Genomic DNA, 16,299 nt, shown 5'->3' with positions numbered 1-16,299 from the left:
CTAATGTCCGGGCCGGCCGGAGGGCACGGGTGGTCCGGCAGGTGAACGCCGGACCGCCCGAGCGGGACCGTACTCGGTGACGCTACTTCTCGGTGACGCCCGCCGAGTCGAACGTCGCCACCTCGTGCATCGCGCGGGCCGTGCTCTGCACCAGCGGCAGCGCGAGCAGCGCGCCGGTGCCCTCGCCCAGGCGCAGGTCGAGGTCGACCAGCGGGCGCAGGCCCAGCTTGTTGAGCGCGGCCACATGGCCGGGCTCGGCGCTGCGGTGCCCGGCGATGCAGGCCGCCAGCACCTCGGGGGCGATGGCACGGGCCACGAGGGCCGCCGCACCGGCGCTCACCCCGTCCAGGATCACCGGTGTGCGCAGGGAGGCGCCACCCAGCAGCAGGCCGACCATGGCCGCGTGCTCGAAGCCGCCGAGGGCCGCGAGGACACCGATCGGGTCGGCCGGGTCCGGCTGGTGGAGTTCCAGCGCACGGCGGACGACCTCGGTCTTGCGGGCCAGGGTCTCGTCGTTGATCCCGGTGCCCCGGCCGGTGACGTCGGCCGGGTCGGCGCCGGTGAAGACGGAGATCAGCGCGGCGGAGGAGGTGGTGTTGCCGATGCCCATCTCGCCGGTGAGCAGCGCCTTGTTCCCGGCGGCGACCAGGTCGCGGGCGGTCTCGATGCCGACCTCGATGGCGGCCCTGGCCTCCTCGCGGGTCATCGCGGGCCCGGTGGTCATGTCGGAGGTGCCGCCGCGGATCTTGCGGGGCAGCAGACCGGGGGTGGCGGGCAGGTCGGCGACGACGCCGACGTCCACGACGCACACCTCGGCGCCGACCTGGTTGGCGAAGGCGTTGCAGACCGCGCCGCCGCCCAGGAAGTTGGCCACCATCTGCCCGGTGACCTCCTGCGGCCACGGGGTGACGCCCTGGGCGTGCACTCCGTGGTCACCGGCGAACACGGCCACGGCCGCGGGCTCCGGGATGGGCGGCGGGCACTGCCGGGACAGGCCCGAGAGCTGTGCGGAGATGATCTCCAGCATGCCGAGCGCGCCGGCCGGCTTGGTCATACGCTTCTGGCGCTCCCACGCCTCGCCGAGCGCCTTGGCGTCGAGCGGGCGGATCTGCGCGACGGTCTCGGCAAGCAGGTCGTGGGGTTCCTCTCCGGGCAGGGCGCGGCGGCCGTACGTCTCCTCGTGCACCACCCAGGACAGCGGGCGGCGCCTGGACCAGCCGGCCTGCATCAGCTCGGGCTCGTCCGGGAACTCGTCGACGTACCCGACGCACAGGTAGGCGACGACCTCCAGGTGCTCGGGCAGGCCGAGCGCGCGGACCATCTCCCGCTCGTCGAAGAAGCTGACCCAGCCGACGCCGAGGCCCTCGGCACGCGCGGCGAGCCAGAGGTTCTCCACCGCGAGCGCGGAGGAGTACGGGGCCATCTGCGGCTGGGTGTGCCGGCCGAGGGTGTGGCGGCCGCCACGGGTGGGGTCCGCGGTGACGACGATGTTCACCGGGGTGTCGAGGATGGCCTCGATCTTCATTTCCTTGAACTGCTTGGCACGGCCCTTGGGCAGCGACTTGGCGTACGCCTCGCGCTGGCTCATGGCCAGGTCGTGCATCGCGCGCCGGGTGTCGGCGGAGCGGATGACGACGAAGTCCCAGGGCTGCGAGTGGCCGACCGAGGGGGCGGTGTGGGCCGCCTCCAGGACGCGCAGCAGCACGTCGTGCGGGATCGGGTCGCTGCGGAAGCCGTTGCGGATGTCGCGGCGCTCGCGGATCACCTTCAGGACCGCTTCGCGCTCGGCGTCGTTGTACGCGGGCGCGGCGGGTCCCGTGTGCGGGACCGGCTCCGACTCGGCGAGCGCGGACTCCTCGTCCTGGTCGGCCTCGGTCGTGGCCAGGTCCTCGGCGTGCTGGACGAAGTCCGGCTCGGCCACCTCGGCCGCGCGGGGCGCGGGCGCGGCGGCCTCGGGGGCCTGCGGGGCGGCGGCGTCCAGGTCGGGGAGGATCAGCGGCTGCGGCGGGGTCGGCGCCAGGTGCGGGGTGGTCGGCACCTGCCCGTCGACCGCCACGAACTGCCCGAGCGCGTGGTCCGGGTGCGGCTCCGGCGGAAGGCCGGAGGGCAGGGGCTCCACGGGGGCGGGGAGTTCTTCGGGGGCCTGGAGCTGGGGACCCGCGGGGGCTTCGTGGGCGGCGAGGGCCTCGACGGGAGCCGGGGCGGCCGGGGGCACGGGCTGCTCGGGGGCCTCCTGGACCGGGGGCTGCGGGGCGGCCACCGGGATGTCCTCGGGCTCGGCGAGTGCCTCGGCCTCGGGCTCCGGGAGCAGGATCTCCTCCGGGGCCAGCAGGTCCTCGGGCTCCGGGAGGAAGGTCTCCTCGGGAGGCAGCGGGGCTTCCGCGTCCGGGGCTTCGACGGGGGCCACGGCTTCCGGGGCCGGCTCCGCCGCCGCCTCTTCGGCGGGAGCGACGGGGGCCTCGGGCTCGGGAGCCACGACGGACTCGACGGGCTCGGCGGGCTGCGGGACCTCCTCGACGGGGACGAACGCCGCGGCCTCGGGAGCCTCCGGCGCGACCTCGGGCACCGGGACGGCGACAGGCTCGGGAGCCACCTCGGCGGCCTCGACGGGAACCTCGGCGGCGGCCACCTCCTCGGGGGCGACCTCGGGCGCGTACGCCGGAGCGGCCTCGGCCTCGTACGCCGGTACGGCCTCGGGCGCGGGCTCCGCGCTCTCGACGGCCTCCACGGCGGGCTGGGCCTCCACGACGGGCTCGGCCGTCTCCGGCACCGGCACCTCGGCCGCGACGGGCTCGACGCTCTCCGGCGCCTCCTCCACGGCGACCTCGGCCTCGGCCTGGGCGGTCAGCCGGTCCACGGCGGCCTGCGCGGCGGCGGGCTCGACGGGCGCGCCCTCCACGTCCGGGACAACCGTTTCGGCGGCCGGCGCCATGGCCTCCACCGGGGCGGCGGCCCAGGGCGCGGCGGCCTGCGGGGCCGGGTCGGGCAGCGCCTGCACCTCGAGGTACTCGGGGCCGGCCATGGGCCGCGGCAGTGCTCCGGCGGGTCCGCGGTCGGCGAGGGAGCGGACCGGGCTGGCGGAGGCGTCCGGGATCGGCGGGCCGAGGTGCAGCGGGCGGCGCGGCGGCTGTACGGCCGCGGGCGCCTCGTGCGCCGCCGGCGGTACGGGGCCGGGGCCCTGCTCGGGCAGCCGTACACCGCTGAGGTCGACGGAGCCGGTGTCCCGGCCCGCCGTCTCGTGGGCGCCGGGCTGGTGGACCGCCTCGAGGATCGGTTCGGGTGCGGGCGGCGGCATCTCGTTGCCCCACGCGCCCTGAGCGCCCGGCAGCAGCAGGTCCTCGTCCTCGGCGGGCGCCTCGGCGAGGTAGGTGTACGCGCCGTGCCCGAGGCCCGGCTGCTCCACCATGCCTGCGCTCTCCGGCTGTCCCTCGGCCGGGACCTGGCCGGTGTCGGTCATGCGTACCCCTCGCCCATCGGTTTAGTGCTCCTACGACCAGCTCACCCGGAACGGCGCACCGACCGCCCCGTAGTGAGAACGAGCGTCCGTGCGCATCGGCACGAACGACCCGCCAGAAATGGCGACAAAGCCATTCGGTGGCATTCTCGCGGCCGTTCGGCCGTCGTGACAGCGAGATCACGCGACAGCCCGTTGTGGACTGCGCCACGTTGCGCGTCCTCCGGTTTTGCCGTACCTCACCCACCGCCCCAAAGCGGGCGAGCTTTCCGGACATTGACGAACGAACTTCCGGACCGCGGGTGCGGTACAACGATCGGCCAGCCTACCGCGCGCGGTACGACAAACGGATCACGGGGCGACGTCGGCCGGGAGGTACGGCGGTGGTTCAGCGCGAGGTCTCGCGCGGGGGCAGTTCGCCGCTGAGCAGGAAGACGACGCTCCGCTCGTTCTCCGTCCAGGACCTGGTGTCGAGTCCGACGGCCTGGAGCAGCGCGCACTCGACGCGGTAGCCGTGCTCGGTGAGGTCCCTGCCGATGAGTTCGGCGGCGTCGCGGGTGGCCGCGTGGGCCACGATGCGCTGCGGGCGCCGGTCGGCCACGGCCGAGACGACGGCCGCTCCCCCGCCGCCGACGCGTACGACGTCGGGCTCGGCCAGGTTCTCCAGGATGTGCGGTGCCTCGCCCCGCACGATCTGGAGCTGGACCCCGAACTGGCGGGCGGCGGCGTCGGTCCGGGCGCAGGACTCGGGGTCCTGGTCGACGGCGAGGACGGCCGCCCCGGCGCGGGCGGCCTCGACGGCGAAGGCGCCGGAGCCGCAGCCGATGTCCCACACCAGGTCTCCGGTGCGCGGGCCGAGCCGGGCGAGCTGGGCGGCGCGGAGCAGTTCGTTCTCACCCTCGCCGAGCAGGCCGCCGTACGCCTCGTCGGGCTGGGTCCAGCCGCGCGGGCCGGCGGCCGGGTCGCGGCCGGCGATCCAGCCGCCGCCCTCGACGGCGGCCGCGGGGCCGCCGATGACGATGACGACGTTGGGGTCGCGCCAGGTGTGGTCGGGGGCCTTGTCGGAGGTGAGGACGCTGACACGCTCGTTCTCGGTGCCGAGTTCCTCGCAGACGACGAAGGTGCGGTGCACCTCGTCGAGAAGCAGGCCGAGTTCGGCGGGGCCTGCGCCGGGTGCGGTGAGGACGGCGACCTTGGTGTGGGCGCGGCATACGTTCACGGCGCGGCGCAGGGTGCGGGGGTGTGCGACGACCACATGGGCGTCGTCCCAGGGCATGCCCGCGCGGGCGAAGGCGGCGGCCACGGAGGAGACACCGGGCACGACTTCGACCTCCAGGCCGAACTCCGGCGCGCGCAGGGCGCGGACGACGCCGAAGAAGCCGGGGTCGCCGTCGGCGAGCACGACGGCGGTGCCACGGTGGGCCGCGACACGGCGGGCGGCCAGGGGGACGCTGCCGAGGCGGACGCGTTCGGCGGCGGCCGGGATCTCGGGGAGCGCCAGATGATGGGGGGCGCCCGCGACGAGCGTGGCGGCGCCGAGGGCGCCGCGTGCCGCTTCGGTCAGCGGCGAGCCGTCCCAGCCGATCACCGTGACCCGATCGGCCATCTCGTCAGTCTCCAGGTCTCGGCGGGTCGTCAGGGGTGGCCTCACATGCGGGCTTCGTGAGGGTACCTGGTGGTGCGGCGGCGAGGGGCGGCGGGGCGGTGTCAGTTCCAGTTGGCGTAGGTGCCGAAGCCGCGGCTGTCCGCGAGCTGCTCGTCGCTGGCTTCGAGGTCCTCGGGCAGCAGGCTCCAGACGATGAAGTCGGTGCGCATGTCGGTCCAGGTGCCGTCCTCGGTGCGCACGTGGACTATGCAGGCGTTGCGCAGCACGCCCTCGCTGATGCACCCGATCTTCTGGGCGACCTGCTGGGAGGCGGTGTTGTCGGCGGCGGTGCGCAGCTCGACGCGCTCGAACTTCTGGTCGTTGAACAGCCACTGGACGGTGGCGAGCGCGGCCTCGGAGGCGTAGCCCTCGCCGCGGGCCCAGGGGGCGATGATGTACGACAGCTCGGTGGAGCGGGTCGTCCAGTTGGTCTTGCCGAGCTGGACGATGCCGACCAGGCGCTGGGTGAGGAACTCGGTGACCGCGAGGTCGATGCCGCGTCCGGCGGCGCGTTCGGCGGGCGCGTACTCGGTGATCCAGCGCCGGGCACCGTCCTCGGTGAACGGCTGGGGCACGTCGGTCCAGACGGCGACCTGCTCGTCGTTCATCATCTCGGCGAGGGCGGGCACGTCGTCCTCGTCCAGGGGACGCAGGCCCAACCGCTCCGTCGAGATGGAGATGTTGGGGAAGGTGCTGCTCATGCGCCACTCCGTAACCGTCGAGGATTCTTGAGGGTCCGTCAGGACCCTGCTGAACTGCCCAGCATGCAGCATGACAGCACCGGAACGCACGCACGGGCCCGCCCCCTGCCGCCCCTTGCGGGACGCGGGGGCGGGCCCGTGCGCCGTGTCCGGCCGTCGGGTCAGTCGCCGTCGACGGGCAGGACCGACCCCTTGTACTTGTCCTCGATGAACTTCTTCATCTCGGGCGAGGTCAGCAGCTTCGCCAGCTTCTTGACCCGGGGGTCGTCCTCGCTGCCCTTCTTCACCGCGAGCAGGTTGGCGTACGGGTTGTTCTTCGCGGACTCCAGGTAGACGGCGTCCTTGGTGGGGCTGAGGCCCGCGTCCTGGGCGAAGTTGTTGTTGATGACGGCGGCGTCCATGTCGTCCAGGGAGCGGGGAAGCTGGGCGGCCTCCATCTCCTGGAACTTCAGGTGCCTGGGGTTGGACGTGACGTCGGCCGGGGAGGCGTCGGCGCCAGCGCCGGGCTTCAGCTCGATGACGCCGGCGGCGGCGAGGAGCTTGAGCGCACGTGCCTCGTTGGTGAGGTCGTTGGGCACACCCACGGTGGCGCCGTCGCGGAGCTTGGTGACGTCCTTGGCCTTGTGGGAGTAGACCCCCATGGGCGGCAGGTACGCCTTCACCACCGACACCAGGTCCGTGCCCTTGGACTTGTTGAAGTCGTCCAGGAACGGCTGGTTCTGGTAGAGGTTCGCGTCGAGCGTGCCCTCCTGGAGCGCGGTGTTCGGCAGGACGTAGTCCGTGAACTCCTTGATCTCCAGCTTGAGTCCGGCCTTGGCGGCGAGGTGGTCGTCGATGTGGTGGAGGACTTCACCGGCGGGCACGGGGGTGACGCCGACGACGAGCGGGCCGTCGTCACCTCCCTTGCCGGCGGCCGAGCCTGAGCCGCAGGCGGTCAGGCCGAGCGAGAGGGCGGCGGCGGTGGCCGCGGCGAGCCATACGGTCTTGCGCATGTGTCGATCCCCTTGGGCGGGTCGGGGTCTGGCAGCTCGGGGGAGGTCAGAACGAGGGGATGACGGAGCCCTGGTACTTGTCCTCGATGAACTTCTTCACCTCGGGCGAGGTGAGCAGCTTGGCGAGCTTCTTGACCCGGGGGTCGTTCTCGTCGCCCTTCTTCACCGCGAGGAAGTTGCCGTAGGGGCTGTTCTTCGCGGACTCCAGGGCGATGGCGTCCTTGGCGGGCTTGAGGCCGGAGGATATGGCGTAGTTGCCGTTGACGACCGCCGCGTCCACGTCGTCCAGGGAGCGCGGGGTCTGGGCCGCCTCGACCTCCTTGAACTTCAGGTTCTTGGGGTTCTTGGCGATGTCGGCGGGGGTGGCCTCGGAGCCGACGCCGTCCTTGAGGGTGATCAGCTTGTTCGCGGCCAGCAGCTTGAGGGCGCGGGCCTCGTTGACGGCGTCGTTGGGCACTGCGACGGTCGCACCGCTCTTGAGGTCGTCGGCCTTCTTGACCTTGTGGGAGTAGAGGCCGAGCGGTTCCAGATGGACCGTGACGACGGGCACGATGTGGGTGCCGCGCTTCTTGTTGAAGTCGTCGAGGTACGGCTGGTTCTGGAAGTAGTTGGCTCCGACCGAGCCGTCCTCGGTGGCCGTGTTCGGCGTGATGTAGTCGGTGAACTCCTTGACCTGCAGGTCGAGTCCGGCCTTCTTCGCCAGGTTCTTGCTGACGAAGTTCAGGATCTCGGCGTGCGGGGTGGGGCTCGCGGCGACGATCAGCGGGCCGTCGGCGTCGGCGGAGCCGGAGTCCTTTCCGGAGCCGCAGGCGGAGAGCCCGAGGGTGAGGGCTCCGGCGGCGAGGACGGCGGTGGTGAGCTTGGCGGCGTTACGCACGAAAAGTGCCTTTCCTTGAGGGTGGTGCGCCCCGGGCTTGGGTGGCCGGGGAGTCTTCGGAGAAGTACGGGCGCGCTCAGGCGACCTTGCCGATGTCGGCGGCGGCCGGCTCCTCGGCCTTCAGCAGGCGCAGCTTCGGCACCGGTCCGGAGCCGCCGCGGCCGTGCAGGGAGCGGGCGGCGAAGTCGCCGGCGAACTGGATGAGGGAGATGACGACGGCGAGGATGCCGACGGTGATCCACATCAGTCCGGTCTCGAAGCGCTGGTAGCCGTAGCGGACGGCGAGGTCGCCGAGTCCGCCGCCGCCGACCGTGCCGGCCATGGCCGAGTAGCCGATGAGGGCGATGATCGTGGTGGTGGTGCTGGCGATCAGCGACGGCAGCGCCTCGGGGATGAGGACCTTGCGGACGATGGTCCAGCTATTGCCGCCCATGGCCTGCACGGCCTCGACGAGTCCGCCGTCCACCTCGCGGACGGCCGTCTCGACCAGCCGGGCGAAGAACGGGATGCCGCCGATGGCGAGCGGCACGATCGCGGCCGTGGTGCCGATGGTGGTGCCGGTCACCCAGCGGGTGAAGCTCATCAGCGCGACCATCAGGATGATGAACGGCATGGAGCGGCCGACGTTCACGATCTGGCCGATCACCTTGTTGGCGACGACGTTCTGGAGCAGTCCGCCGCGCTCGGTGAGGACGAGGAGGATGCCCAGCGGCAGGCCGAGGGCGATGGCGATCAGGGTGGACCAGAGCACCATCGAGAACGTCTCGGAACACGCCTGCGACAGCAGCGGCTGTATCTCGGACCAGGTCACTTCGCACCCTCCTTCACCAGCACGGACTCACCCTCGGTGCCGACCACGTCGACCTGGAGGCCCTGCTCGCGCAGGAAGCCGACCGGCACCACGTTGTCCTCGTAGCGGCCGGGCAGTTCGATGCGCATCCGGCCGATCTGGAGGCCGCCGACGGTGTCGATGGCCGCGCCGAGGATCGAGATCTCGATGTTGTAGGTGCGCGCGAGCTGGGAGACGACCGGCTGAGTGGCGGCCTCGCCGTGGAAGGTGATGTCCAGGACGGTGCGGTCCTCGCCGGTGGCCTCGCCGCCGACGGGGAACAGGGCGGAGGCGAGCTGCGAGCCGGGGGTGGCCAGCAGTTCGCTGACGGTGCCGGATTCCACGATGCGTCCCTTCTCCATGAGCGCGGCGGAGTCGCAGATCGACTTCACCACGTCCATCTCGTGGGTGATGAGCAGGACGGTCAGGCCCAGTTGCCGGTTCAGGTCGCGCAGCAACTGGAGGATGGAGCGGGTGGTCTCCGGGTCGAGGGCGCTGGTGGCCTCGTCGGAGAGCAGCACCTTCGGGTCGCCGGCCAGGGCGCGGGCGATGCCGACGCGCTGCTTCTGGCCGCCGGAGAGCTGGGCCGGGTAGGACTTCGCCTTGTCGGCGAGGCCGACCAGGTCGAGGAGTTCCAGCGCCTTGCGGGAGCGCTCCTTGCCGGACTTGCCGAGGATCTCCAGCGGCAGCTCGATGTTGTCCTGCACGGTCCGGGAGGACAGCAGGTTGAAGTGCTGGAAGACCATGCCGATGTGGCTGCGGGCCCGGCGCAGTTCCTTGCCCGCGCGCGGTCCGCGGCCGGCGAGGGCGGTGAGGTCCTGTCCGGCGACGCTCACGGTGCCGGCGGTGGGGCGCTCCAGCAGGTTAACGCAGCGGATCAGGGAGGACTTACCGGCGCCGGACTGGCCGATGACGCCGTAGACCTCTCCTTCGCGGACGTGGAGGTCGACGCCGTCGAGGGCGGTGACCTCGCGGCCGCGCGAGCGGTAGACCTTGGTCAGGCCCGAGGTGGTGATCACAGGGGTTTCCGTCACTGTCGAGTGCCGGCGCGGGTGTGCCTGGCACAGGTGCATGGGATTGCATTTCAGGGACGCGGCACGGTTCTCGCGGTGGCGAGTGAACCGGGGAGAACAGCGTGTGCGCGAACGGCACGGGTTCCGGTACGCCGGTGTTCCGGAGCCGGCCGGGCCATGGCTCTCGCTTCGGGGCGCGAGGCTCTTCGGTGGTGCGGGGGCCCTCTAGAAGGCGCGCATTCGGCACGTCATGCGACACATACAACGAGCACCGGGCGTGTTGGTCGCCTCGGTCGCAAGGGTGCGGCTGCTCGTCGTGGTCATGCGGTCAGTAAACCAGACCGGCCGCGGCGACCGGAGTGAGCTGTCCACATGCTGGACAGCCGTGGATGGTCCCGGTGAGACGCGCGGGGCGGGCCGGTCGGCGGTCACCCGTGGCGTCAAGGGGCAGGGCGCCGTTACCGGCGAGTCGGCATCGGCCCTCCGGCGCGGCCCGGCTGTGGCCAACGCCACGGTGGCCGTGCGAGCGCCGGGGGCGGCGACGGGCGTCCGTTTCGGCCGTAATAAGGTCTCGGCATGCTCAATGCCCTGACGCTGGCGACCGGGATCGCCGCGCTGCTGCTGGCCGCCTGGTGCGGCTGGGCCGCGCACCGGGACCAGCCGACCAAGGACTGGCACTTCATCGGCATGGCCGTGGTGTCCCTGCTGGCCGTGATCCAGCTGGTCGTCGGGATCGTGCTGCTGGCGCGGGGCGAGAAGCCGGACCAGGGCATGACGATCTTCCTGGCGTATCTGCTGGGCGCGCTGGCCTGCGTTCCGGCGGCGGGCTTCATGTCGCTGGCCGAGCGCACGCGCTGGGGTTCGGTGACGGTGGCCGCGGGCGGCGTGGTGCTGGCCGTTCTCGAAGTACGGCTCTTTGACATCTGGGGAGGCTGACATGACGGCGCTGGAGGAGAAGCCGGCCCGGCTGATCAGCGGGCCGGGCATGCTGCTGGTCTGGTTCTACGGCGTGATGGTGGTCGGCGCCGTGTCGCGCTCGGTCTACCAGATCGCCACGGAGTTCGACCGGGCACCGCTCGCCTACTCGCTGTCGGCGCTCGCGGGCGTGGTGTACGGGTTCATCACGTACACGCTGGTCCGGGGCGGCGAGACGGCCCGCCGTGCCGCGGTGGTGTGCTGCGCCGCCGAGCTGGCCGGGGTGCTGATCGTGGGCACGTGGACACTGGTCGAGCCGTCCGCGTTCCCGGACGCCACCGTGTGGTCGGACTACGGGATGGGATACGTCTTCATCCCCGTGCTGCTGCCGCTGACCGCGCTGTACTGGCTGCGCGGGGCGCGGCTGCGGCAGGCGGGCTGAGCCCGCCCGCCCCGGCGGCTCAGGCGGTGGCCGCGTAGGCCGCGGCCGGTTTCTCCAGGACGATCATCTCGACGCCGTCGGCGCCCAGGGAGCGGCCCACCGCCCGGTAGCCCAGCTTCCGGCAGAGCCGGAGCCCGCCCTCGCTGCGGTGGCCGGTGCGCAGCCGGTACGTGGTGGCGCCGCGCTGCTCGGTGAGCGCCTTCTCGGCCGCGCCCAGCAGACGGGCACCGATGCCGTGGCCCTGGAGGCGGGGGTGCACGCAGAGCATGCCGATGGCCGCCGCGCCGTCCTCGGTGAGCCTGCCGCGCACCGAGCCGACCACTTCGTCCCCGAGCCGGGCGACGAAGACGCAGTCGGCGGCGACCTCCTCGCGGACCTGGTCCAGGCTCTGCACGAGCGGGTCGATGCGGTAGTTGCCGTAGCGCGCGGCCTCGCTCTGGAAGCAGAGGTACTGGAGCCGGAAGATCTGCTCCGCGTCCGGCTCGGTCGCCGCCGAGATGGTCACGCTCATGCCCATGTGCGCATGCCTCCCGCTCACCTGATCACTGTTGTCCCCCACCTCTATCCCCGTGCTTCGGTACCGGCAACCTCCGCCGCCAGCATTCGTCGCAGACATCCCAGACATCTGGAGCGTTCCGGTCCGAGGCTGCCCTGTGAGATGCCCAACTCCCCCGCGATCTCGCGGTAGGTGAGGTCGCGCGGGGAGAGCAGGGCCTCCATGAGCCGGGGGCAGCGGCCGGGCAGTCTGCGTACGGCCTCGCGCACCACCCGGTGCCGGGCGGCCCGCAGGGCGAGCTGTTCGGGGCCGTGCCGGGTGTCGTCGGCGGGTTCGCCGTCGTAGGGCCGCTCGACGCCGTGGGCGCGGCGGCTGATGCGGCCCTCGTCCCGGACGGCGTCACGCAGCCAGCCGGACGGGTCCGGCGGCGGCCCCTGGCTCTCCAGGCGCTCCAGGAGCCGTAGCCAGACGGCCTGCTCCAGATCGCCGGGTTCACCCCCGCAGGCATATGCCTCGGCGGACGCCTCCGCGGTGAGGAGCGGGCGCAGCTCGGCCAACAGGTCATGGGTCATATGCGTCCAGACGCGCCGTCCCGGCGGTGGGTTTCCGGGACGGCGCGCTGTCACCCTCATCGGGGTGTGCGGGGCCTCGGTGTTGACGCCCCGCCCGGTTCCGGGGCCCTCAGCGGCCGAGGAAGTCGGCGCGGGCCAGCACACCGGTGTCGGCGTTGTCGGTGAAGACGCCGTCGATGCCGGTGGCGAAGTACGTGCGGTACGCGCCGAAGACGTCGCCGTAGCCGTCCGGGGTGCTGCCCTTGCGGAACTCGGCCGGGAGGAAGGGGTTCTCGTTGCGCATGGTGTAGGGGTGCAGGATCAGGCCGACCTTGTGCGCGTCGGCGACCAGCCGGGTGGGTTCGCCCAGGGTGCCGTCGGACTTCTTCGGGATGACCAGGTCCAGGGTGGGGCCGATGCCCTGGGCGTAGCCCGCGATCTCGCGCAGGCCCCGGGGGGTGACGAGGTCGGCCACCGTACGGGGATCGCCGGTGGCGACGAAGTCGTAGGGGCGGCTGGTGGCGGCGTCGAGCAGGACGACGAGCGGATTGTCGACGATCCGGTTGAGCCGCTGGATGCTGGTCGGCTCGAAGGACTGGAGGATGACCGGCGCGTTCCGCCCCTCCTTGCCGTACTTGCGCAGCACCTTGGCCACCCGCTCCTCCAGGCCCAGGCCCAGGCGGCGGAAGTAGGTGGGGTGCTTCAGCTCGGGGTAGATCCACACCTGGCGGCCGCGCTCGCGGGTGCGGGCGTCCTGCCACTTCAGCACCTCTTCGAAGGTGGGGATCTCCCAGCGGCCGTTGTAGAGGGTGTTGTGCGGTCGGTTGGCCGGGATGCGCTCCACCGCGCGCAGCGTCTTGAGCTCGGCGAGCGTGAAGTCCTCGGTGAACCAGCCGGTGACGGAGACGCCGTCGAGGACCTTGGTGGCCTTGCGGTCGGCGAACTCCGGGTGCGCGGCGACGTCCGTGGTGCCGCCGATCTCGGGTTCGTGGCGGCAGACGAGATGCCCGTCCTTGGTGGGCACCAGGTCACCCGCCTCCACGATGTCGGCGCCGAGCTCGAGCGCGAGGTCGTAGGAGCCGAAGGTGTGCTCGGGGCGGTAGCCGCTGGCACCCCGGTGGCCGATGATCGTCGGCACGGGCAGGCTCTTCAGGCCGCGTCCGCCGGACCCGGCCGTCCGGGTGCCGGCCGCGTGGGCGGCCGAGGGCAGCCCGAGGACCGCCCCGCCCGCGCCGAGCACCGCCGCACCGAGGACCGCGCGCCGTCCGGTCGCGCGTGAGGGCTGATTGGTCCGGTCGCTTTCCATACGCGTCTCCCGCTGTCGTTTCCCGGGTCTGAGGTCCGACCTGGCTGTGTCTCCTGGCTGCGCGCCGATCGTAGGGGCGTGGACATGACGAAGGGGAGATCTCGGCGGGAACACGCGGGTGACGCCTGATGGCTCCTGGGAGGTGAGCCCATGTCAACAACACGTAAGACCTCGGTGAATCGCGCGGCCCGATGTGCGCTTTTCCCATAGCCGCGAGTAATGTCCTCACCTGCACAGACTCATATCGCCCGCTCGGCCTGGAGGACCCGTTGTCCCGCTTCGCGCTCATCAAGGCAGTGCTCGCGCCGGTCATGCGCCTGATGTTCCGCCCCCAGGTGGAGGGCCTTGAGCGCATTCCGGGCGAGGGTCCGGTGATCCTGGCGGGCAACCACCTCACGTTCATCGACTCGATCGTGCTCCCGGTGGTCTCCAAGCGGCAGGTGCAGTTCATCGGCAAGGACGAGTACGTCACCGGCAAGGGGATCAAGGGCCGCGCCATGGCCTGGTTCTTCACCGGCGTCGGCATGATCCCGGTGGACCGGGACGGCGCGAACGGCGGGGTCGCGGCCCTGATGACCGGCCGCCGTGTACTGGAGGAGGGCAGGGTCTTCGGGATCTACCCCGAGGGCACCCGTTCCCCCGACGGGCGGCTGTACCGGGGGCGTACGGGCATCGCCCGGCTCACCCTGATGACCGGGGCGCCGGTGGTGCCGTTCGCCATGATCGGCACGGACAAGCTCCAGCCGGGCGGGAAGGGCTTCCCCCGGCCGGGGAAGGTCACCGTGCGGTTCGGTGAGCCGATGGAGTTCTCCCGGTACGAGGGGATGGACCGGGACCGGTACGTGCTCCGTGCCGTGACGGATTCCGTGATGGCCGAGGTCATGCGGTTGTCCGGGCAGGAGTACGTGGACATGTACGCCACCAAGGCCAAGGCCGCTTGACGCCTCCGGCGGCTCGGTGACGGTGCGCGGGGGCTGGTCGCGCCGTTCCCCGCGTCCCTAGAAACCCCTGTCCAGCCGTTGGTCCTTCAGCAGGAACCACGCCGCCGCCGACGTCGCCAGCAGTACCGCCGCTCCCGCTCCCGACGCCAGATGCAGCCCGTGCACGAACGACTCCCTGGCCGCGCCCAGGAGCGCTTCGGAGGTCGGGGCGGGCAGGCCCGCCGACGCCTCCACCGCCGCGCCCAGCGACTCGTGGGCCGCTTCCGGGGTGCCCGCCGGGCCGGTGAAGCCGCGGTAGGCGGCCGTGACGATCGAGCCCAGCAGGGCGATCCCCAGGGCGGCGCCCAGTTCGTAGGCCGTCTCGGAGACCGCCGAGGCGGCGCCCGCGCGGTTCCTGTCCACGCTGGAGAGGATCACGTCCGAGGTGACGGTGAAGGAGAAGCCCGCGCCGACTCCGACGATCAGCAGGGCGGCGCCGAGCAGCGGATACCCGGTGGCCCGGTCGAGTGTGGTGAGGACGGCGAGGGCCACGCCGATCGCGGCGAGGCCGCCGGAGACCACCGCGCGCACCGAGAAGCGGCGTGCCGCGTGGCCCGCGACCAGCCCGGCCGCCACCGCGCCCACGGCGGCGGGCAGTTCGGCCAGGCCCGCCTCGAAGGGCGGCCGCCCCTGGACCAGTTGCAGGAACTGGGACAGGAAGAACACCAGCCCCGACATCCCGAGCACGGTGAGCAGATCGGCGAGCACCGCCCCGCTGAAGCCCCGGTTCCGGAACAGCCGCATGTCGAGCAGCGGGGTGGGCAGGGTGAGCTGGCGGCGGACGAAGCCGTACAGCGCGGTCGCGCCCAGCAGGCCCGTGGCCAGGGTGAGCGGGCCGAAGCCGTGGGTGGCGGCCTCCTTGACCGCGTAGACCACGGCGAGCATGCCGACCAGGGACAGCAGCACGCTCACCAGGTCCCAGGGGCCGGGGGCCGGGTCGCGGGACTCGGGCAGGGTGCGGATGCCGACCAGGACCAGGACCGCCATCACCGGCAGGTTGATCAGGAACACCGAGCCCCACCAGAAGTGCTCCAGCAGGAGGCCGCCCACGATCGGGCCGACGGCGGTGCCGGCGGAGGCGGTGGCGCCCCAGACGCCGATGGCGAGGCTGCGCTCGCGCGGGTCGTGGAAGAGGTTGCGGATCAGGGCGAGGGTCGCGGGCATCAGGGTGGCGCCCGCGACGCCGAGCAGGGCCCGCGCCAGGATCATCAGGCCGGGCGTGCTCGCGTACGCGTTCAGCACCGAGATCGCGCCGAAGGCGGCCGCGCCGCACAGCAGGACGCGCTTGCGGCCGATGCGGTCGCCGAGGCTGCCCATCGAGACGAGCAGACCGGCGATGACGAAGGAGTAGACGTCACCGATCCACAGCAGTTGGGTGCCGGAGGGGTGCAGGTCCTCGCTGATGTAGGGGGTGGCGAGGCCGAGGACGGTGGCGTCGACGGCGACCAGCAGCACGGCGAGGACCAGTACCGCCAGCGCCAGCCAGCGGCCCGGACGCCGCTCGCTCCCGGTCCGTACGGGTAGCAGGGTGCTGGTGCCGGTCATGACTCCGCCCGGCGCAGCGCGCCGCCGAGCAGCAGTTCGGCGACCATCGTCGGGAAGTCGCGGGAGGCCACGCGGCCGTCCACCGCGGCCCAGGCGCACGAGGTGATCAGCCCGTAGAAGGCTTCGGTGAGCCAGCCGGGGGTGAGGTCGATACGGAGTTCGCCGTCGCGCTGGCCGCGCTGGAAGAGGGCGCTGATCCGGGTGTCCAGACCCAGCCAGCCGGTGTTCTGCCCTTCGCCCTCCCAGAGCTGGTTCTCGCCGTAGAGGAAGGCGAGCAGTCCGGCGGCGGGCTGGATCTCGCGGACCAGTCGGCGGACCGCCTCGGCGGTGGGGCCCTCGTCCAGCCGGGCGCGGTCGAGCGCCGCCTCGCACTCGGCGATGCCGAGCGCCTCCAGCGCGCGGACCAGCGCGTCACGGCCGGCGAAGTGGCGGTGGAGGGTGGCGCGGCTGATCCCGGCGGCTCGGGCGACCTCGTCCATGGTCGCGGTGGACTTGCGGGTCAGCAGGGCGGCGGCGCTGCGCAGCACGTGGTCACGGTCGAGAGCCATGAGAC

At 72.3% G+C, this 16,299-nt stretch carries 15 protein-coding genes; 3 read left to right on the top strand and 12 right to left on the bottom strand.

Annotated features, from left to right (window positions below; genetic code table 11):
• Positions 1-82: 82 nt before the first annotated feature.
• The 7 genes from cobT to HEK131_RS09970 form a co-directional block, all read right to left on the bottom strand.
• Positions 83-3,457 carry a nicotinate-nucleotide--dimethylbenzimidazole phosphoribosyltransferase gene (gene cobT, locus HEK131_RS10000; protein ID WP_244334419.1) on the bottom strand — a complete coding sequence of 1,125 codons (3,375 nt, stop codon included), beginning with the start codon at positions 3,455-3,457 and terminating at the stop codon, positions 83-85.
• A 385-nt stretch (positions 3,458-3,842) separates the two neighbouring features.
• Positions 3,843-5,060 (bottom strand): precorrin-6y C5,15-methyltransferase (decarboxylating) subunit CbiE, encoded by a 1,218-nt coding sequence (gene cbiE / locus HEK131_RS09995; RefSeq protein ID WP_217460875.1) that lies wholly within the window; start codon positions 5,058-5,060, stop codon positions 3,843-3,845.
• Positions 5,061-5,161: 101 nt separating this feature from the next.
• Positions 5,162-5,800, bottom strand: a complete 639-nt coding sequence (locus tag HEK131_RS09990) for a GNAT family N-acetyltransferase (protein WP_217460874.1) — start codon at positions 5,798-5,800, stop codon at positions 5,162-5,164.
• A gap of 161 nt (positions 5,801-5,961) precedes the next feature.
• Entirely contained in the window at positions 5,962-6,792 is an 831-nt protein-coding gene (locus HEK131_RS09985) for a MetQ/NlpA family ABC transporter substrate-binding protein (RefSeq protein ID WP_217460873.1), read from the bottom strand.
• Between the two features lie 46 nt (positions 6,793-6,838).
• Positions 6,839-7,669 (bottom strand): MetQ/NlpA family ABC transporter substrate-binding protein, encoded by an 831-nt coding sequence (locus HEK131_RS09980; RefSeq protein ID WP_217460872.1) that lies wholly within the window; start codon positions 7,667-7,669, stop codon positions 6,839-6,841.
• A 76-nt stretch (positions 7,670-7,745) separates the two neighbouring features.
• Positions 7,746-8,480 carry a methionine ABC transporter permease gene (locus HEK131_RS09975; protein WP_244334417.1) on the bottom strand — a complete coding sequence of 245 codons (735 nt, stop codon included), beginning with the start codon at positions 8,478-8,480 and terminating at the stop codon, positions 7,746-7,748.
• Entirely contained in the window at positions 8,477-9,517 is a 1,041-nt protein-coding gene (locus tag HEK131_RS09970) for a methionine ABC transporter ATP-binding protein (protein ID WP_217460871.1), read from the bottom strand. The genes HEK131_RS09975 and HEK131_RS09970 overlap by 4 nt, the downstream gene beginning before the upstream one ends.
• Before the next feature lie 570 nt (positions 9,518-10,087).
• On the opposite strand from HEK131_RS09970, the gene HEK131_RS09965 reads away from it, so the two are divergent.
• Together HEK131_RS09965 and HEK131_RS09960 are read left to right on the top strand one after the other, a co-directional pair.
• Positions 10,088-10,447, top strand: coding sequence for a hypothetical protein (locus tag HEK131_RS09965; protein WP_161146605.1), 360 nt, complete (start codon positions 10,088-10,090; stop codon positions 10,445-10,447).
• 1 nt (position 10,448) lies between these two features.
• Positions 10,449-10,868, top strand: coding sequence for a hypothetical protein (locus HEK131_RS09960; protein WP_217460870.1), 420 nt, complete (start codon positions 10,449-10,451; stop codon positions 10,866-10,868).
• A gap of 19 nt (positions 10,869-10,887) precedes the next feature.
• Here the strand turns inward: HEK131_RS09960 and HEK131_RS09955 are convergent, their stop codons facing one another.
• From HEK131_RS09955 to HEK131_RS09945, 3 genes are all read right to left on the bottom strand, one after another.
• Positions 10,888-11,385, bottom strand: coding sequence for a GNAT family N-acetyltransferase (locus tag HEK131_RS09955; protein ID WP_217460973.1), 498 nt, complete (start codon positions 11,383-11,385; stop codon positions 10,888-10,890).
• 44 nt (positions 11,386-11,429) lie between these two features.
• The gene (locus HEK131_RS09950) at positions 11,430-11,936 is read right to left on the bottom strand and encodes a sigma-70 family RNA polymerase sigma factor (protein WP_244334416.1); all 507 of its coding nucleotides are present in this window, start codon (positions 11,934-11,936) and stop codon (positions 11,430-11,432) included.
• A gap of 109 nt (positions 11,937-12,045) precedes the next feature.
• Positions 12,046-13,221 carry a glycerophosphodiester phosphodiesterase gene (locus HEK131_RS09945; RefSeq protein WP_217460868.1) on the bottom strand — a complete coding sequence of 392 codons (1,176 nt, stop codon included), beginning with the start codon at positions 13,219-13,221 and terminating at the stop codon, positions 12,046-12,048.
• A gap of 311 nt (positions 13,222-13,532) precedes the next feature.
• On the opposite strand from HEK131_RS09945, the gene HEK131_RS09940 reads away from it, so the two are divergent.
• Positions 13,533-14,162: a lysophospholipid acyltransferase family protein gene (locus tag HEK131_RS09940; protein ID WP_374201406.1), complete on the top strand. Its 630-nt coding sequence runs from the start codon at positions 13,533-13,535 to the stop codon at positions 14,160-14,162.
• A gap of 57 nt (positions 14,163-14,219) precedes the next feature.
• On the opposite strand, the gene HEK131_RS09935 is transcribed toward HEK131_RS09940, so the two are convergent.
• Positions 14,220-15,746 carry an MFS transporter gene (locus HEK131_RS09935; RefSeq protein ID WP_244334414.1) on the bottom strand — a complete coding sequence of 509 codons (1,527 nt, stop codon included), beginning with the start codon at positions 15,744-15,746 and terminating at the stop codon, positions 14,220-14,222.
• Positions 15,743-16,294 (bottom strand): TetR/AcrR family transcriptional regulator, encoded by a 552-nt coding sequence (locus HEK131_RS09930; protein ID WP_161150021.1) that lies wholly within the window; start codon positions 16,292-16,294, stop codon positions 15,743-15,745. Before HEK131_RS09930 ends, HEK131_RS09935 begins: the two co-directional genes overlap by 4 nt.
• Positions 16,295-16,299: the final 5 nt, after the last annotated feature.

This window comes from Streptomyces seoulensis (assembly GCF_022846655.1).
Classification (GTDB): Bacteria; Actinomycetota; Actinomycetes; order Streptomycetales; family Streptomycetaceae; genus Streptomyces.
The sequence above is the reverse complement of the archived record's forward strand: the minus strand, read 5'-3'. Positions and strand labels throughout refer to the sequence as shown.